We start from the raw sequence: 16,677 nt of genomic DNA on the forward strand, positions 1-16,677 counted from the left end.
CACATTGCTGTGCGATTTATTTAAAACTTTGAATTAACAGGTACGTTTTGTCTTGTTTAGTTTTCAAAGAACTTTGTTCATCGCTCTTGAAGCGACTTAATTATTGTAACATATCAACTTCAATGTCGTCAACAACTTTTTAAAATTTCTTTTTTAGAATTCGTTTCGTCATCAGCGACGTATATTAGAATACCACCCTTGATTCTACATGTCAACAATAATCGATAAATTAAATGATGAAGCGTTTAATGACTATCAAAGCCGCGATGCCGGGAATCCCCAGAATCCCGCTGATGCCCGTTGTAATCAGGTTAACAGGGATATGAATACCGAGACTGCCTCCGAACAAGTTCACACCCACCAGCAGAATCGCACCGGCAATAAACTTAATCGCAGTCACACCAATCCATCTTAACGGTTTTGAAGATACTCCCCATAAAAAAAGCAAAGCAACCAGACCGACAATCAAACCGATAATGAAAAAAGGCTCCATGAATCTTCCCCCTCGCTTGTTTAGTACAAGCTTATGAGAAGATCCCGGAGAATAGACCTCTTACTTCCATCTGCTCATTTTCAAATTCCGCTGCTTCGCTTCTTTCAAATAAAAAAAGTACTTAGATTCAGCGACTTTCAGCTCAAACAACACCTCAGCGGAGGGCTCGAGACTTTTCTCGACCAGACTCTTCTGTCTGTTCCATTCTTCTTTTTGTTTAAAGAGCTGTTCTATCAGCTTCTCATCAAACTCTTTTCTTAATGTATTTCTGCGAAGAAAACCCATGCCTTGCTTTTTCCTCCCTTACAATTCACGTCTTCCTTCAAGAGCTTTTGAAAGAGTGACCTCATCAGCATATTCCAAATCACCGCCGACGGGCAGACCGTGGGCAATACGGGAGAGCTTGATGCCTGAGGGCTTTAACAGCCTTGATATATACATCGCTGTTGCTTCCCCTTCAATATTAGGGTTGGTTGCGAGAATGACTTCTGTCACTTGATCATCCTGAAGACGTTTCAGCAGCTCCGGAATCTTAATATCCTCCGGGCCGATGCCGTCCATTGGTGAAATCGCGCCGTGAAGAACATGATACTGGCCGTTATATTCCTTCATTTTCTCCATTGCGATCACATCCTTAGGGTCCTGCACGACACAAATAACAGACTTATCCCTTCTTGTGTCCTCACATATATAACAAGGGTCCTGATCTGTTATATGTCCGCAAATCGAGCAATATGTCAGATTCCGCTTCGCATTGACAAGCGCCTTAGCAAAATCCAATACTGTGTCTTCTTTCATACCTAGAACAAAAAAAGCCAGACGAACCGCTGTTTTCGGTCCGATCCCTGGCAATTTCATAAAGCTGTCAATCAGCTTTGATATTGGTTCAGGATACTGCATGTTTATTTATCCCCCTAGAATAAACCCGGTATGTTCATTCCTTTTGTAAATTGTCCCATTGTCTCATTCGTCATGTCATCCACTTTTTTGAGGGCGTCGTTTGTCGCAGCAAGAACCAGGTCCTGAAGCATTTCGATATCTTCCGGATCAACGACTTCTTCTTTAATGGCAATGTCTACAACTTCTTTTTGGCCGTTGACTTTTACAGTCACCATACCGCCGCCCGCTGTGCCTTCAAGCACTTTTTCAGCAAGCTCCTCCTGAGCCTTCGCCATATCCTTTTGCATTTTTTGCATTTGTTTCATCATTTTTTGCATGTTTCCCATTCCGCCACGCATATTCAATCACTCTCTTTCATCTTATTAGTCTTTTATTTCGATTAAATCCGCTCCGACAAGTTTTTTCGCCTCTGCAATCAGCGGATCTTCTTCAGCCGGTTCGTTTGATCCTTCACTTTCCTGCTGGTGATCATTTAAAAATTCTTCTCTTATTTTACCCCATTGTGCTTCCGGAACGCCAATCAAATCCATTCTTTTCCCGAGCATTGATTCGAGAATCTGTTCAAGATTCGTACGGACTCCGTTATTGTCTTCTGCAACCATTTTACAATGGATTTCGTATTTAAATTTAAGCACAAATGCCTTTTGAGCAGCAGCCACCGGTTCACTGTCATTCAACAGAGCCGCATGAGACACCTTATTCTGCTGTTTCAGGTGTGCCAGCAGCTTGCCCCAGCTGCTTTTAAGCTGTTCAAGTTCAGGTCTTGTGGCTTCCTTCAATATCTCATGAATTCTTCCGACCGGAGCTTTGTAATGGCTTTTTCCGCCTTTTTGAGGACGCGGAGCTTCTTTCGGAGCGCTTTCCATCTGAACCTTCACACCGGAGGTTTTCAGCCTTTCTACTTCCTGCTCAAGCTGCTGAATCTTATTCATCAGCATGCCGACCTCAGGGATGTCTCCGGCGGATTGCTGTGCCGTCTGGCATATTTTCACGACAGCCACTTCAAAAAAGATTCTTGGGTGGTTCGTCCACTTCATTTCCTGATGGCTTTTATTCAGGATATCAATCATCTCATATAAAGCGGGGGCCGGTATGTCACCGCTCAGATTCCGAAACGTTTCATCGACCTTCACCTTCTCCAGGACTCCTTCTAAACCGGGAGCGGCCTGGTACAAGAGCATATCCCTAAAATAGAAAATCATATCTTCAATCAGTTTGGCCGCATCTTTCCCTTGCTGGAGCAATTCATTCAGTGTCTCCAATGCCTCGGAAACCTGTTTGCGGTGAAGAGCAGATGCCAGTTTCCCAATATAGTGCTGAGAAACGGCTCCGGTAATGAGCAATGCGTCATCCACCGACAGCTCCTCGCCGCTGAATGATACGGCTTGATCGAGCAGGCTCAGCGCGTCCCTCATTCCTCCGTCCGCAGCACTCGCTATGATATCAAGGGCTCCTTCTTCCACCTTCAGCTGCTCTGCATCGACGATTGTCTTCATTCGTCCGACAATTGCTTTGGATGTAATCCGTTTGAAGTCAAAACGCTGACATCTGGAGATAATGGTTAAAGGAATCTTATGAGGCTCAGTCGTAGCTAATATGAAAATGCAATGTGCCGGCGGTTCTTCCAGCGTTTTCAGAAGCGCATTGAATGCGCCGATAGAGAGCATATGCACCTCATCTATAATATATACTTTGTAGGTGACGGCCGACGGGGCGAATTTTACTTTGTCACGGATGTCGCGGATTTCGTCTACGCCGTTATTCGACGCCGCATCTATTTCAATCACATCTGATATAGAGCCGTTTGTGATCCCCTTGCACGCCGCACATTCATTGCACGGTTCTTCTACGGGGGCGTGCTCACAGTTGACTGCTTTCGCAAATATTTTAGCTGCACTGGTTTTTCCCGTTCCCCGCGGTCCAGAAAACAGATATGCATGAGAAAATTTCTTTTGCAAAAGGGCATTTTGCAGCGTTTTCGTAATGTGTTCCTGTCCGACCACATCTTCAAACTGCTGAGGCCTAAATACTCGATATAAAGCTTGGTAACCCACAGGATGCGCCCTCCTCTGTTATTCATCATGTTTATTATACATGAACGTGCTTTTAACGCCAAAACCCGTTTTTCATATACGAAAAAACTCACCTGCCATAAACAGGTGAGTCTGAAATTTGATGATTGATTTACCGTGCACCTTCTGTCGATTCGCTACCCTAAGCGTTACTTAAGCAGTTAGCTCAGCCCAGGCAACCCTGCGGCACATGAGAGGTTTCACTTAATGCTGCTTCCTTCCGGACCTGACATGGTTCATGAATTCCCATTGCGCAGGACCCAGACGTCAACGCCACTTACTTAAGGCAGACCTTACAGTAAACGAACCTCGAGAAGGGATTCGGCCCCGCTAGAGCGGATTGCGGGTACAGGGCACCGCTACCTCCCCGCTTAGCACGGCAAAATAAATATCAAATTTTTATATGCGCACCATTCATGATGCACACATAAGTATATCTGCTTCAGGCAGAAAATGCAACCGTACTACTCAGACAACTTTTTCCTCATGTCTTTCTTTTGCCGGCGCAGCTTTCTGAAAAAAGCGCTGAGCATTTCTCCGCACTCTTCTCCGAGCACGCCGCTCACCACTTCCGCTTGGTGGTTGAACCGCTCTTCCTGCAAGAGGTTCATCAGCGTTCCTGTACAGCCCCCCTTGGGATCAAATGCGCCGAATACGACCTTATCGACTCTCGAAAGCACGACGGCTCCCGCACACATCGGACACGGCTCCAAAGTGACATAAAGAACGGCATCCTCAAGTCTCCATGTCCCCAGCTTACGGCACGCTTCGTCTATCGCCAGCATTTCGGCGTGGGCAAGCGACCTCTGTTCAGTCTCCCGCAGATTATGCGCCCGCGCCACGATCTCATCGTGCAGAACAAGAACTGCTCCGATCGGCACTTCACCTTTCGCTTCGGCTTTCTTCGCTTCTTTTATGGCTTCTCTCATATAATATTCATCATTCATAGGTTCGAGCTCTCTTCTTAAGTTTTTTCATGTCTCATAAAGGTTAAAATAGGAATACCCCCGCAGAAAGGAGTTGCCGGTATTGTCTGAACCTAACAACACAGCCCTTCTGATTGTCGATATGATCAACAATTTTCAATTTGATATGGGCGAACGTCTTGCTGAAAAAACCAAACAAATTGTCCCCCGTATTTTATCATTAAAGAAGCATGCAAAACAAAGCAACTGGCCGATTATTTATATTAATGATCATTACGGGCTCTGGAAGGCTGATATTGATGCCATCAGGGAGGAATGCAGCAACGACAGAAGCGCCCCCATTATAAAAGATATTTCGCCTCAGCCGGATGATTATTTTCTCATTAAACCGAAGCATTCCGCTTTTTACGAAACGGCGCTTCACACCCTTCTGACCGAATTACAAGTGAACCGATTAATCATCACGGGGATTGCCGGGAACATTTGTGTGCTGTTCACGGCCAACGACGCCTATATGAGAGAATACAGCATTGCCATTCCGAAAGACTGCACCGCTTCCAATAACGACGAAGACAATGATTTCGCTTTGACCATGATGGAGAATGTTCTCTTCGCAGAAATAACCACGGAAAAACAAATTACCGCCGAAAAATAAACATGATCAGCCTCCTTTTTTCATATATTTGATAGCGGATATGAAAGGAGGCGTTTTTCATTCAGATCTATATAGTGAAACGGGGCGACACGCTTTCCGCTATTGCGGCGCGCTACCGGACTGCCGCAAATGTCATTGCGGAAGCAAATAAACTGCCTAATCCAAATACATTGGTTGTCGGACAAACCCTTGTCATCCCGATTGAGGGTCAATATTACGAAGTGAAACAAGGTGATACTCTCGCTGCAATCGCCGGCCGTTTTCATATATCGGCCGCGGAGCTTGCGAGGGTGAACGGAATTCAGCCCGGCACCACATTGAGAGCCGGAACCCGCCTTTACATTCCGCAGCAGGCGAATAAGCCCGATATCGAATCAAATGCATATATAGAACCGCGGGGAACGAGCGTAAGCGCTAATCTCCAGCAGGCGGCAAGGGAGGCCTCTCCTTATTTAACATACCTCGGCGCATTCAGTTTTCAAGTGCAGCGGAACGGGACTTTAAAGGAACCGCCTCTGACCAATTTAAAAAGCATCAGTGACAGGCACAACACCACACTGATGATGATCATCACCAACCTTGAAAATGACGCATTCAGCGATGAACTCGGGCGGCTCATCTTGAATGACAATACAGTGAAAACAAAACTCTTTCAGGAAATCGTCTCCACGGCTAAAAAGTACGGCTTTCGCGATATTCACTTTGATTTCGAATATTTACGTCCACAGGACAGAGAAGCCTACAATCGTTTTTTACGTGAAGCGAGGACGATTTTTCATCGGGAAGGCTGGAAGATTTCAACGGCGCTTGCTCCGAAAACGAGCGCGACTCAGGCCGGCAAATGGTACGAAGCACATGACTATAGGGCACATGGAGAAATCGTCGATTTTGTCGTGATCATGACATATGAGTGGGGGTACAGCGGAGGCCCGGCTCAGGCCGTATCACCTATCGGCCCTGTAAGAAATGTCATTGAGTACGCGCTGACGGAAATGCCTTCTTCAAAAATCGTCATGGGCCAAAATATGTACGGCTATGATTGGACACTGCCTTTTAAACAGGGAACGACAGCCAAAGCCGTCAGTCCTCAGCAGGCAATCGCTCTGGCAGCACGCTATAAAGTCGACATTCAATATGACGAAACCGCCCAGGCTCCATTCTTCCGATACACGGATGAAAATCAGAGACGGCATGAAGTATGGTTTGAAGACGCACGATCCATTCAAGCGAAATTCAATTTAATTAAAGAACTTCATTTAAGAGGAATCAGCTATTGGAAACTCGGCCTTTCTTTCCCGCAAAACTGGCTTTTGCTCAACGATCAATTTCATATTGTAAAAGAGACGTTTCGTTAAATGGAAGCGTCTTTTTTCATGGGCTTTTCTGAGAGTGTGATACAATATAAAGGCCGGCAGCTGACGGATGTTTGCAGAATTAAGGAGGATTTTCAATGAACAGAGCCCCTTTTATCGCGGTAGAAGGTCCTATCGGGGCAGGAAAAACGACACTCGCTACGATGCTTTCTGAAGAGCTCGGTTTTCCTATGATTAATGAGATTGTGGAAGACAACCCTTATCTCGATAAGTTTTATGACAATATCGAGGAGTGGAGTTTCCAGCTTGAAATGTTTTTTCTATGTCACAGGTATAAACAGCTTGAGGACACCGATCGAGATTATTTAAAACAAGGACAGCCCGTATTGTCCGATTATCATATTTATAAAAATGTTATTTTCGCAGAGCGTACATTGCACGGCCAAAAGCTTGAGAAATATAAGCAGATTTATCATCTGCTCACTCACGACCTGCCGAAACCGAATATCATTGTATACATAAAGGCAAGCCTGCCGACATTGCTTCAACGCATTGAAAAACGCGGGCGCCCGTTTGAGAAAAATATCGAGCATCAATATCTGGAACGTCTCATTGCAGATTACGACACAGCCATCAGACAGCTTCAGGAAGAAGATCCGGATATATCTGTACTGACCATTGACGGTGATACTGAAGACTTTGTTTTGAATAAGACAGACTATGAAAGAATTGCCCGTCAGGTAAAGGAGCTTATTAAATGAAAGACATTCATATTCCAAACAACGCCATTATCACAGTAGCAGGAACGGTAGGAGTCGGAAAATCGACTTTGACCAAAGCTTTAGCAAAACGGCTCGGGTTTCATACCTCACTTGAGGAAGTGGATGAAAACCCTTATTTAGAGAAGTTTTATCACGATTTTGAACGCTGGAGCTTCCATTTACAAATTTATTTTCTGGCTGAGCGGTTCAAAGAGCAGAAAAATATGTTTGAATCAGGCGGCGGATTCGTGCAGGACCGTTCGATTTATGAAGATACAGGCATATTCGCAAAAATGCATGCCGATAAAGGAACCATGTCGCTGACAGATTACACAACATACACAAGTCTATTTGAGGCGATGGTCATGACGCCGTACTTCCCCCATCCTGATGTTTTGATCTATTTAGAAGGCGACCTTGAAAACATTATAAACCGGATTGAAAAGCGGGGCCGCGAGATGGAGCTGCAGACAAACCGCTCCTATTGGGAAGAGATGTATACACGGTACGAAGACTGGATCAGCGGTTTTAACGCCTGCCCTGTGCTGAAAGTACGCATTGAAGATTATGACCTTGAAGCTGATGAACAGTCACTGGAACCTTTGATCGAAAAAATCAGTCACGTGATCAACGAAAACAGAAATAAATAAAAATAGCAAAGCGATTTTCCCCGGACAGAGAAAATCGCTTTTTTTGCATATAAAAAATCCGCTGCATCACATGCAGCGGACAAAACAATCTCCAATATATGCTCGAGTTTCATTAGGTTTAAAATCAATATGGCGGAGGAAGAGGGATTCGAACCCCCGCGGGCTTTGACACCCCTGTCGGTTTTCAAGACCGATCCCTTCAGCCAGACTTGGGTATTCCTCCGTATCGACATTTAATAATATAACACATGACCTAAATTTCAGTCAAGCGCTTTTTCATATTTTTTATTTCATTTCTTAAACGTCTTGTCCGTCAGCTTTACTATCATACAAAAGTCTTGCGTCCAATTCAACCTCAGTATGCCATACGGGCAGGAAAACACAGTAAAAATCAAGAATAGATTCAAACAGATAACCTGCTCATAAAGGTGGAGAACATAATGAAAATCATTATTGCACCGGATTCTTTCAAAGAAAGCATGACATCAAAAGAAGCCGCTGACAGCATAGAAAAAGGATTCAAAGCGGTCCTCCCTGACGCGGAATATATCAAGATACCCGCGGCCGATGGCGGAGAAGGAACCGTTCAGGCTTTGACGGATGCCACTGGCGGAAGCATCATCAAAAAAACTGTGACCGGTCCGCTGGGAATGCCGGTAAACGCCGCATATGGACTTCTGGGAGACGGACGCACAGCAGTCATTGAAATGGCGGAAGCATCGGGACTTCATCTCGTTCCCCGCCATCTCAGAGATCCGTTGATCACAACGACAAGAGGAACGGGTGAACTGATAGCAGATGCAGCTTCCCGCGGGGCGGGTGAGATCATCATCGGACTTGGCGGGAGCGCAACCAATGACGGCGGAACAGGAATGGCGAGCGCGCTCGGTGTGCGTTTCTTAAATGAGGAAGGTCAGGAGATACCTGACGGCGGAGGCGCTCTGCACACCCTAGCTTCTATTGATATAAGCGGTCTCTCTCCTGAACTGAAACATATCCGTATCCGTGCCGCATGTGATGTCGAAAATCCCCTGACCGGTGAAAACGGCGCTTCATATGTCTTCGGCCCGCAAAAAGGGGCATCCGAGAAGACTAAAGTTGTATTGGATCGCAACTTACGCCATTTCGCTGACATATTGAGACGTCAGCACGGTATCGAAGCGGATACCGTAAAAGGCGCGGGCGCCGCAGGGGGACTGGGCGCCGGACTGATCGCTTTCTTACAGGCAGAACTTCAAAGCGGGATTGATGTTGTATTAGATACACTGTCCTTCTCAGATCAGATAAGAGGCGCTGACCTTGTCATTACCGGAGAGGGGCAGATAGACGGACAAACGATATTCGGCAAAACCCCCGCCGGGATCGCCGCACGCGCATCTGCTCAAGAAATTCCCGTTATCGCATTGGCGGGCTCCTTAGGCAAAAATTTCGAGCATGTTTACAGCGCAGGAATAACGGCTGTATTTTCTATCGTGCCCGGCGCTGTAAGTCTTGAAGACGCCTTAGCATCCGGCCGTTTTAACCTTGAAAGCACAGCCCGGAATGCCGCCGCTCTATACCGGGCAGCAAAAAAGGCGCGCCTCTAGGGCGCACCTTTTACGGTTTGATGACTTCTTTATTTCCCATATAAGGACGAAGCACTTTCGGAATGATGACACTTCCGTCTTCCTGCTGATAGTTTTCTAAGATGGCAGCTACTGTTCTGCCGACTGCAAGACCTGAACCGTTTAATGTATGCACATGCTCCGGCTTGCCTTTCGCTTCGCGTCTGAATCGAATGTTTGCGCGTCTCGCCTGGAAGGCCTCAAAGTTACTGCAAGAAGAAATTTCACGGTATGTGTCTTGGCTTGGAATCCATACCTCAATATCGTACTTTTTCGCGGCTGTAAAGCCGAGATCACCGGTACACATGCTCATGACACGATACGGCAGTTCAAGCAGCTGAAGCACCCGCTCAGCTTGATTCGTCAGTTTTTCAAGCTCCTCATAAGAATCTTCCGGCTTCACGAATTTCACAAGCTCAACCTTGTTGAACTGATGCTGGCGGATCAAACCGCGTGTATCACGGCCGGCAGATCCCGCTTCTGAACGGAAGCAGGCGCTGAATGCGGCATAATTGATCGGCAGGTTCTCACCGGATAAGATTTCATCGCGGTGCATATTTGTAATCGGCACTTCCGCCGTCGGAATTAAGAAATAATCCTCTTCTCTGATTTTAAAAGCATCCTCTTCAAATTTAGGAAGCTGTCCCGTACCTGTCATGCTCGTACGGTTTACCATATAAGGAGGAATGACTTCCGTGTAATCATATTCATCAACGTGAAGATCCAGCATAAAGTTGTAGAGCGCGCGTTCGAGGCGGGCGCCTAATCCTTTATAAAACACAAACCGGCTGCCTGTTACTTTTGAAGCGCGTTCGAAATCAAGAATGTTTAAATGGTCTGCGATATCCCAATGCGGTTTCGGCTCATATGAAAATGCCGGCGCCTCTCCCCACTTGCGGATTTCAATGTTATCATCTTCCGTTTCCCCGACGGGCACTGAATCGTGCGGGATGTTCGGAATAGACAGAAGGATGGTTTCGAGCGTCGTTTCGACAGTACGAAGCTCTTCATCAAGCTTCTTAATTTCTTCGCCCACTTCGCGCATCTCTTTAATAATATGATCAGCGTCTTTTTTCTCCCGTTTCAAAACGGCGACCTGCTGAGATACTTCATTGCGTTTTCCCTTCAGTTCTTCTACTTTACCGATAAGCTCTCTTCTCTTTTCGTCCAGCTCTTCAAACTTGTCAAAGTCAGATAAGTCTTCGCCTTTTGGAATGAGCTTCGCTTTCACCTCTTGAAAATTGGCTCTCAGCACCTTCGTATCAATCATGCCTAACAACTCCTATCTGTTTTTATCGAAAATAAAAAAGAGCCCTCATCCCCTAAAAGGGACGAGAGCTCTCGCGTTGCCACCCTGATTGAAAACAAGCTCACACTTGCTTCCCGCTTTAACACATAACGGTTTTCCCGTAAATGCCTACTTGGTTTCAGCATTTCGCTCAAGGACGGATTCGGACAGCATCTTTCACCGATTCGCACCACCCATCGGCTCTCTTTGAAAGAGAGGCTTCCTACTGCTTCCTGTCAACGCTTTTCGATCTTTATTTGTGTTTATAATGTACTATAAGTATCAGCGGTTTTCAACTGTTTTATACAGCTGTTTCCTGCTTATGCTTTTCCGCCATCTTCACAAACAGCTCTGTCACCCGGTGATCATCCGTCAGTTCAGGATGGAACGAGCAGCCGAGGAAATTCCCCTGCTTTGCAGCCACGATGCGTCCGTTATGCTCACAAAGCACTTCAACATCTTCTCCGGCTTCTAAAATATGCGGCGCGCGAATAAATACACCCGTAAACGGCTCATCAAGGCCTTTAATCGTCAGATCAGCTTCAAAGCTGTCGACCTGACGGCCAAAGGAATTACGCTCGACGACAACGTTCAACAGCCCTAGATGAGCGTTATCCGTTCCCGCTATCTCTTTGGCTAAAATAATCAGACCGGCGCATGTGCCGAACATCGGCTTGCCTCGGGCGGCAAACTCGCGAAGCGGCTCCATAAAATGATACGTATCCATTAAACGCCGCATCGTCGTGCTTTCCCCGCCCGGCAGGATTAAGCCGTCGATGTCATTCAGCTGTTCAGGACGCTTAATGACGACACCTTTTGAACCACATGCTTCAATTGAACGAATATGTTCTCTTACTGCTCCTTGAAGTCCAAGTACACCAATTGTTAACATGCTTCCAGCTCTCCTATGGTTTTACCAGCCGCGTTCTTGCATACGCTGTTCCGGCAATAGATTTGAGATTTCGATTCCTTTCATTGCTGTGCCTAATTCTTTAGAAAGCTCAGCGATCAGTTTGTAGTCTGTGTAATGAGTCGTTGCTTCAACAATTGCTTTGGCGAATTTAGCAGGGTTGTCTGATTTGAAAATACCTGAACCGACAAATACGCCGTCAGCGCCAAGCTGCATCATCAATGCCGCGTCAGCAGGCGTCGCTACTCCGCCGGCAGCAAAGTTCACTACAGGCAGTTTGCCGTCACGCTTGATTTGAAGAAGCAGTTCATAAGGAGCGCCGAGGTTTTTAGCTTCAGTCATCAGCTCGTCATCGCTCATCGCAACAACTTTGCGCACTTGCGCGTTTACTTTTCTCATATGGCGGACAGCTTCCACAATGTTTCCTGTTCCCGGTTCGCCTTTTGTACGAAGCATGGAAGCTCCTTCAGCGATACGGCGCGTTGCTTCGCCGAGATCACGGCAGCCGCATACGAACGGGACTGTATATTCGTTTTTATTTAAATGAAATTCTTCGTCAGCCGGAGTCAGAACTTCACTTTCATCGATGTAATCTACTCCCATTGCTTCAAGGACACGCGCTTCAACGATATGTCCGATACGCGCTTTTGCCATTACGGGAATGGATACAGCATTCATTACTTCTTCAACGATTGTCGGATCAGCCATGCGGGCAACACCGCCGGCAGCGCGAATATCAGCCGGAACGCGTTCTAACGCCATTACGGCAACAGCTCCCGCCTCTTCCGCAATCTTCGCTTGTTCAGCATTTACAACGTCCATGATGACGCCGCCTTTTTGCATTTCCGCCATGCCGCGTTTTACACGATCAGTACCTGTTTGAGCCATTATTTGGTCCCCCTAGTCAATGTATAGTTAGATAATTTCTATCTCTTATTGTATCCCAGAAATACAATATTTCATATGGGTATTCTTATTTTACAGCGAGATGAATAAGATAGATATCATTTTTTTACTAATAATTTGGTTTTTTCAGTATATTAAGCAAAAGAGCCCTAACTTTCATCAGAGCTCTTTCTTATTTCTTAAAACCAGCCTGTTACCGTGTCAACGGCGCTGTTCCAGATACCGGAGAAGAATCCGCCGATGCCGCGCATCATCTGAACAAACCAGTTTGCTTTATCTACATCATTTTTCGTTACAAGATTCACGCTGAACTCTTTGGATTTGAGGAAGCCATAGTCTTTGTCACTGCCTTTGTATGTAACTGTCAGCGTTCCGACTTTCGTTCCCTTTTTCACAGGAGCCGTGATTTCTTTTTTATCTAAAGTCACTTCGGCTTTATAGTTCTTTTCATCCCCGCTTTTCACAGGAATAGAAAGCGCCTTGTCAGTAACAATATCGACTTGCTTGTCTTTCCCTTTTTCAACGTCAATCGTTTTGTGCCCTTTTACTTGAGAGCCTTCAGGGTAAAGATCTTTCATGGAGAAATTGCTGTTAAATGCGTAATCGAGCATTTTTTTCGTTTCATCAAAACGTCCGGTATGCAGGTTGCCTTTTGCGTCTAATACAACCGTGATGACCCGCATTCCGTTCCGCTGTGCTGTGCTTGTAAAACAAGATCCCGCAGAATCAGTAGAACCCGTTTTCAAGCCGTCAACGCCAGGGTATTCAGAAACAAGACCTTTTAACATGAAGTTCCAGTTCGGCATGTCCATTTCATCATCAGTGCCGGCTCTGAATTTCGTTTTAGCGATGCTTGTTGTTTTGAGAACTTCCGGATAATCAGTGATCAGGCGGTCTGCAAGAAGCGCCATGTCTTTAGCAGAAACTTCACTCTCTTCTTTAACGCCTTCTCCTTGCGGCTGCTTGCCGTGAAGGTCTTCATTCACAAGCCCTGTGGCATTTTTAAAATCATAGTTTGTCATGCCTAATTCTTTGGCTTTCGCATTCATTTCAGCGACAAATTTCGTTTCAGTTCCGGCAAGAATTTCGGCAACTGCAATCGCGGCTCCGTTGGCAGAGTAAATCGCCATAGCCTGATACAGTTCTTTAACCGTGTATTTGCCGTCTTTTCGAAGGGGGACGTTTGATAAACTGTTGTCTTGAGAAATTTCATAGACATAATCATCAGGAGTATACGTTTGATCCCATTTCACTTTTCCTTCTTTAATGGCTTCCAGAAGCAGATATTCAGTCATCATTTTTGTCATGCTGGCAATCGGCAGTCTTTTGTCTGCATTTTTACTGTATAAAATTTTTCCCGATGAAGCCTCAATCATTATCGCAGCTGATGCGTTGACATCAATCGGGTCATTGCCGGCTGCCTCCGCTTTAGACATTGGAACAAAGCAAGTTGCGGCCAGTGCCAGTACCACTAATGACACCAACAGCTGTTTCCATTTCGTGATGTTCAATCTTACGACCTCCGTCATTCATTTTAAATCTATAATTAAGCCGTTAAGGACATATTCAAATTCAAAACACAACAGTATAAATTTTATCACACTCGATATAAAAAAAATAGACAGAGTCAGCGACCCTGTCAAATGTTTTTTATTTGTAACAATTATGAGATTGTGTAGTTTGGTGATTCTTTCGTAATTTGGACATCATGCGGATGACTTTCGCGAAGTCCGGCACCTGTCATGCGGATGAATTGAGCCTCTTCTCTTAAAGCGCGCAAGTCTTTTGAACCGCAATATCCCATACCTGAACGAAGACCGCCGACAAGCTGATACACTGTTTCTTCTACAGGACCTTTGTACGGAGTCCGTCCTTCGATACCTTCAGGGACGAATTTCTTATTTTCTTCTTGGAAATATCGGTCTTTACTGCCTTTTTCCATGGCAGCGACAGAACCCATACCCCGATACACTTTAAATCTTCTGCCTTGATAGATTTCAGTCTCTCCCGGGCTTTCTGAAGTACCGGCAAGCAGACTTCCGAGCATTACGGCATGTCCGCCTGAAGCCAACGCTTTCGTAATATCTCCGGAGAATTTAATACCGCCGTCTGCGATAATTGTCGCACCGTGTTTTCTCGCTTCAGTGGCACAATCATAAATGGCAGTGATCTGCGGTACGCCTACACCTGCAACGACGCGTGTCGTACAGATAGAACCAGGTCCGATTCCCACTTTGACAATATTTGCTCCGGCTTCAATCAGAGCTTTTGTCGCTTCAGCCGTTGCAACATTTCCTGCGATAATGTTCAGTTCAGGATATGTTTCACGGATTTTCGCGACTGTGTTCAGTACGCCTCTGGAATGTCCGTGAGCCGTATCAACCACGATAACATCGACATTCGCTTCAACAAGCTTGCTGACGCGTGTCATTGTATCGCCTGTCACGCCTACCGCAGCGCCGACAATAAGGCGTCCATGTTCATCTTTAGATGAATTCGGGAATTCGATAACCTTTTCAATATCTTTGATCGTGATAAGACCTTTTAATTTGTTTTGGTCATCCACTAACGGAAGTTTTTCAATTTTATGTTTCTGTAAGATTTTTTCTGCTTCGTCTAATGTGGTTCCCACAGAAGCCGTAACCAGCTCTTCTTTTGTCATGACATCACTGATTTTCATTGAATAATCAGAGATAAAGCGAAGATCACGGTTTGTAATGATACCGACAAGCTTTTGATCGTCTTTATTATCTACGATCGGAACACCGGAAATTCTGTATTTCCCCATCAAATGCTCCGCATCGAATACTTGATGATCAGGTGTTAAAAAGAAGGGATTTGTAATAACGCCCCGTTCAGAACGTTTGACTTTGTCAACATGTTCAGCCTGCTGTTCGATGGACATGTTTTTATGGATAATGCCCAAGCCGCCCTGTCTGGCCATCGCAATCGCCATAGCTGATTCTGTTACTGTATCCATTCCCGCACTGATGACAGGAATATTAAGCTTTAACGTCTTTGTCAGTTCAACAGATAAATCCACATCACGCGGAAGTACGTCTGATTGAGCCGGTACGAGCAGTACATCATCGAACGTTAAGCCTTCTTTTGAAAATTTACTTTCCCACATTAGTAAATCCCCCTCTTTTCGGCAAAATATTATATGTAGATTATCAACTAGAAAACAGCATGTCAAGGAAGCGAAAAAGAGTTGAAATATTTAGATAAAGGAAAGGGTTTAAAAATACATATGAGAGATCATGAGTGGAAAGAGTTATCATTATTTTATTCCGTAGAATCTTCCCAGAAATTTCTAAATAAAATCTATACAGAAAGCGGTATGGAAGAACCAAAACGATATGCGTTTAAGAACAGTGAGCGCTTCATATTCTTTATCAAACACGCCGAGTCCTTTTATAAGCAGGCATCTCTTTCCCCTTTAGAAATTAAGCCTATTCTGTTGTTTTACGGGATGTCACAATTGCTGAAAGCCTGCCTTCTGACCACAGATCCAAGCTATCCAAGCCATGCCTCAGTACTCGCGCATGGCGTGACTGCCCGGAAACGCAAAAAGCAAAATTACTCCTTTAGGGATGATGAAGTGAAGGTGCAGCGCAATGGCTTATGTATTCATGTAATGAAGCACTTATTCGGGATAGCTGGTCTTGAGGAAGAACGGTACACAATGAAGAAATTGCTGACAGCCATACCTGAATTGCATACTGTCTTTTACTTCCAAGAGAAAAAGAATTGGCTGACCCGAGTAGAGCTCAAAGATGACCTTATTTCAGTGCCTGAGCATGCGGTGATTCATTACAATATGTCTGATTCCCGCTTTGCTGAATATATCAGCCATCATTTGAAGTGGTCTTTTCTGAGGAAAGACCATAACCACTTGGTTTTTGAGGCTGACCCGATAGACAGAGAACCTTGGTCTTCGCCAAATTTATTGTTTCACTTAGAGAAAAATCAATATTACATTCCCTCTCAGCGTGATCACTTCCTCCATCTTCCGGAAATGATTATTCATTATTTGGTCCTCTACAATATCGGGATGATTGCGAGATATGAAACGGAGTGGTGGTATGAACTGCTGACACAGCATGTCAGTGATGATTATGTGATGATCCGCCGGTTCTTAGAGGTCACGGAACGAAAATTTCCGTATTACGTTTCTAATTTCCTGAAGCAATACTTAT

17 protein-coding genes, 1 tRNA gene, 1 other RNA gene and 1 other annotated feature are annotated in these 16,677 nt (G+C 45.2%); of the genes, 6 read left to right on the top strand and 13 right to left on the bottom strand.

All coding sequences use genetic code 11. The features are described 5' to 3' along the window. Positions 1-229 precede the first annotated feature (229 nt). The 7 genes from V7728_RS20060 to tadA all read right to left on the bottom strand — a co-directional run bounded on the left by V7728_RS20060 (position 230) and on the right by tadA (position 4,412). Positions 230-493: a pro-sigmaK processing inhibitor BofA family protein gene (locus tag V7728_RS20060; protein WP_003150686.1), complete on the bottom strand. Its 264-nt coding sequence runs from the start codon at positions 491-493 to the stop codon at positions 230-232. A gap of 60 nt (positions 494-553) precedes the next feature. Further along, entirely contained in the window at positions 554-778 is a 225-nt protein-coding gene (locus V7728_RS20065) for a YaaL family protein (protein WP_007408755.1), read from the bottom strand. A gap of 18 nt (positions 779-796) precedes the next feature. After that, positions 797-1,393 (bottom strand): recombination protein RecR, encoded by a 597-nt coding sequence (gene recR, locus V7728_RS20070; RefSeq protein ID WP_003150697.1) that lies wholly within the window; start codon positions 1,391-1,393, stop codon positions 797-799. A 14-nt stretch (positions 1,394-1,407) separates the two neighbouring features. Further along, positions 1,408-1,731 carry a YbaB/EbfC family nucleoid-associated protein gene (locus tag V7728_RS20075; RefSeq protein ID WP_007408754.1) on the bottom strand — a complete coding sequence of 108 codons (324 nt, stop codon included), beginning with the start codon at positions 1,729-1,731 and terminating at the stop codon, positions 1,408-1,410. 24 nt (positions 1,732-1,755) lie between these two features. Beyond that, the gene (gene dnaX / locus V7728_RS20080; protein WP_011996162.1) at positions 1,756-3,447 is read right to left on the bottom strand and encodes a DNA polymerase III subunit gamma/tau; all 1,692 of its coding nucleotides are present in this window, start codon (positions 3,445-3,447) and stop codon (positions 1,756-1,758) included. 133 nt (positions 3,448-3,580) lie between these two features. Further along, an RNA gene (ffs, locus tag V7728_RS20085) (signal recognition particle sRNA large type) lies at positions 3,581-3,845 on the bottom strand. Positions 3,846-3,929: 84 nt separating this feature from the next. Continuing rightward, positions 3,930-4,412 (bottom strand): tRNA adenosine(34) deaminase TadA, encoded by a 483-nt coding sequence (tadA, locus tag V7728_RS20090; protein ID WP_007615141.1) that lies wholly within the window; start codon positions 4,410-4,412, stop codon positions 3,930-3,932. Positions 4,413-4,494: 82 nt separating this feature from the next. Between tadA and V7728_RS20095 the strand changes: the two genes are divergently transcribed. From V7728_RS20095 to dck, 4 genes are all read left to right on the top strand, one after another. Continuing rightward, positions 4,495-5,046 (top strand): cysteine hydrolase family protein, encoded by a 552-nt coding sequence (locus tag V7728_RS20095; RefSeq protein ID WP_079891072.1) that lies wholly within the window; start codon positions 4,495-4,497, stop codon positions 5,044-5,046. Positions 5,047-5,117: 71 nt separating this feature from the next. Further along, positions 5,118-6,401, top strand: a complete 1,284-nt coding sequence (locus V7728_RS20100; protein WP_099566350.1) for a glycoside hydrolase family 18 protein — start codon at positions 5,118-5,120, stop codon at positions 6,399-6,401. Between the two features lie 95 nt (positions 6,402-6,496). Then, positions 6,497-7,120: a deoxyguanosine kinase gene (gene dgk, locus V7728_RS20105; protein WP_007408747.1), complete on the top strand. Its 624-nt coding sequence runs from the start codon at positions 6,497-6,499 to the stop codon at positions 7,118-7,120. Beyond that, positions 7,117-7,770 (top strand): deoxyadenosine/deoxycytidine kinase, encoded by a 654-nt coding sequence (dck, locus tag V7728_RS20110; RefSeq protein WP_007615132.1) that lies wholly within the window; start codon positions 7,117-7,119, stop codon positions 7,768-7,770. Before dgk ends, dck begins: the two co-directional genes overlap by 4 nt. Positions 7,771-7,900: 130 nt before the next feature. Here dck and V7728_RS20115 read toward each other — a convergent pair. After that, positions 7,901-7,993 (bottom strand) — tRNA-Ser (locus V7728_RS20115). A 217-nt stretch (positions 7,994-8,210) separates the two neighbouring features. On the opposite strand from V7728_RS20115, the gene V7728_RS20120 reads away from it, so the two are divergent. Beyond that, positions 8,211-9,356 carry a glycerate kinase gene (locus tag V7728_RS20120; protein ID WP_099566349.1) on the top strand — a complete coding sequence of 382 codons (1,146 nt, stop codon included), beginning with the start codon at positions 8,211-8,213 and terminating at the stop codon, positions 9,354-9,356. A 10-nt stretch (positions 9,357-9,366) separates the two neighbouring features. Here V7728_RS20120 and serS read toward each other — a convergent pair whose 3' ends face one another. From serS to guaB, 5 genes are all read right to left on the bottom strand, one after another. Next, a complete protein-coding gene (gene serS / locus V7728_RS20125; protein WP_007408744.1) occupies positions 9,367-10,644 on the bottom strand; it encodes a serine--tRNA ligase in 1,278 nt (425 codons plus the stop codon). A 54-nt stretch (positions 10,645-10,698) separates the two neighbouring features. Further along, positions 10,699-10,911 (bottom strand) — a binding site (T-box leader). A gap of 52 nt (positions 10,912-10,963) precedes the next feature. After that, positions 10,964-11,554: a pyridoxal 5'-phosphate synthase glutaminase subunit PdxT gene (gene pdxT, locus V7728_RS20130; RefSeq protein WP_099566348.1), complete on the bottom strand. Its 591-nt coding sequence runs from the start codon at positions 11,552-11,554 to the stop codon at positions 10,964-10,966. A 21-nt stretch (positions 11,555-11,575) separates the two neighbouring features. Then, positions 11,576-12,460, bottom strand: a complete 885-nt coding sequence (gene pdxS, locus V7728_RS20135; protein WP_003150714.1) for a pyridoxal 5'-phosphate synthase lyase subunit PdxS — start codon at positions 12,458-12,460, stop codon at positions 11,576-11,578. Between the two features lie 197 nt (positions 12,461-12,657). Then, complete coding sequence (dacA, locus tag V7728_RS20140) at positions 12,658-13,989, bottom strand: D-alanyl-D-alanine carboxypeptidase (RefSeq protein WP_015239011.1); 1,332 nt, start codon at positions 13,987-13,989, stop codon at positions 12,658-12,660. Positions 13,990-14,141: 152 nt separating this feature from the next. Beyond that, the gene (gene guaB / locus V7728_RS20145) at positions 14,142-15,608 is read right to left on the bottom strand and encodes an IMP dehydrogenase (RefSeq protein WP_007408741.1); all 1,467 of its coding nucleotides are present in this window, start codon (positions 15,606-15,608) and stop codon (positions 14,142-14,144) included. Between the two features lie 120 nt (positions 15,609-15,728). Here guaB and V7728_RS20150 point away from each other — a divergent pair. Beyond that, positions 15,729-16,677, top strand: a 949-nt coding sequence (locus tag V7728_RS20150) for a YaaC family protein (RefSeq protein WP_069007427.1), incomplete at its 3' end; no start/stop codon positions are given.

The organism is Bacillus sp. JHAA, assembly GCF_036961585.1.
GTDB lineage: Bacteria > Bacillota > Bacilli > Bacillales > Bacillaceae > Bacillus > Bacillus velezensis.

Excerpts from the sequence above, each read along its gene's own strand:
- dck (WP_007615132.1), top strand. The coding sequence starts at position 7,117 with ATGAAAGACATTCATATTCCAAACAACGCCATTATCACAGTAGCAGGA.
- recR (WP_003150697.1), bottom strand. The coding sequence starts at position 1,393 with ATGCAGTATCCTGAACCAATATCAAAGCTGATTGACAGCTTTATGAAA.
- V7728_RS20120 (WP_099566349.1), top strand. The coding sequence starts at position 8,211 with ATGAAAATCATTATTGCACCGGATTCTTTCAAAGAAAGCATGACATCA.
- dgk (WP_007408747.1), top strand. The coding sequence starts at position 6,497 with ATGAACAGAGCCCCTTTTATCGCGGTAGAAGGTCCTATCGGGGCAGGA.
- V7728_RS20065 (WP_007408755.1), bottom strand. The coding sequence starts at position 778 with ATGGGTTTTCTTCGCAGAAATACATTAAGAAAAGAGTTTGATGAGAAG.
- V7728_RS20075 (WP_007408754.1), bottom strand. The coding sequence starts at position 1,731 with ATGCGTGGCGGAATGGGAAACATGCAAAAAATGATGAAACAAATGCAA.
- guaB (WP_007408741.1), bottom strand. The coding sequence starts at position 15,608 with ATGTGGGAAAGTAAATTTTCAAAAGAAGGCTTAACGTTCGATGATGTA.
- tadA (WP_007615141.1), bottom strand. The coding sequence starts at position 4,412 with ATGAATGATGAATATTATATGAGAGAAGCCATAAAAGAAGCGAAGAAA.
- pdxS (WP_003150714.1), bottom strand. The coding sequence starts at position 12,460 with ATGGCTCAAACAGGTACTGATCGTGTAAAACGCGGCATGGCGGAAATG.
- V7728_RS20060 (WP_003150686.1), bottom strand. The coding sequence starts at position 493 with ATGGAGCCTTTTTTCATTATCGGTTTGATTGTCGGTCTGGTTGCTTTG.
- pdxT (WP_099566348.1), bottom strand. The coding sequence starts at position 11,554 with ATGTTAACAATTGGTGTACTTGGACTTCAAGGAGCAGTAAGAGAACAT.
- serS (WP_007408744.1), bottom strand. The coding sequence starts at position 10,644 with ATGATTGATACGAAGGTGCTGAGAGCCAATTTTCAAGAGGTGAAAGCG.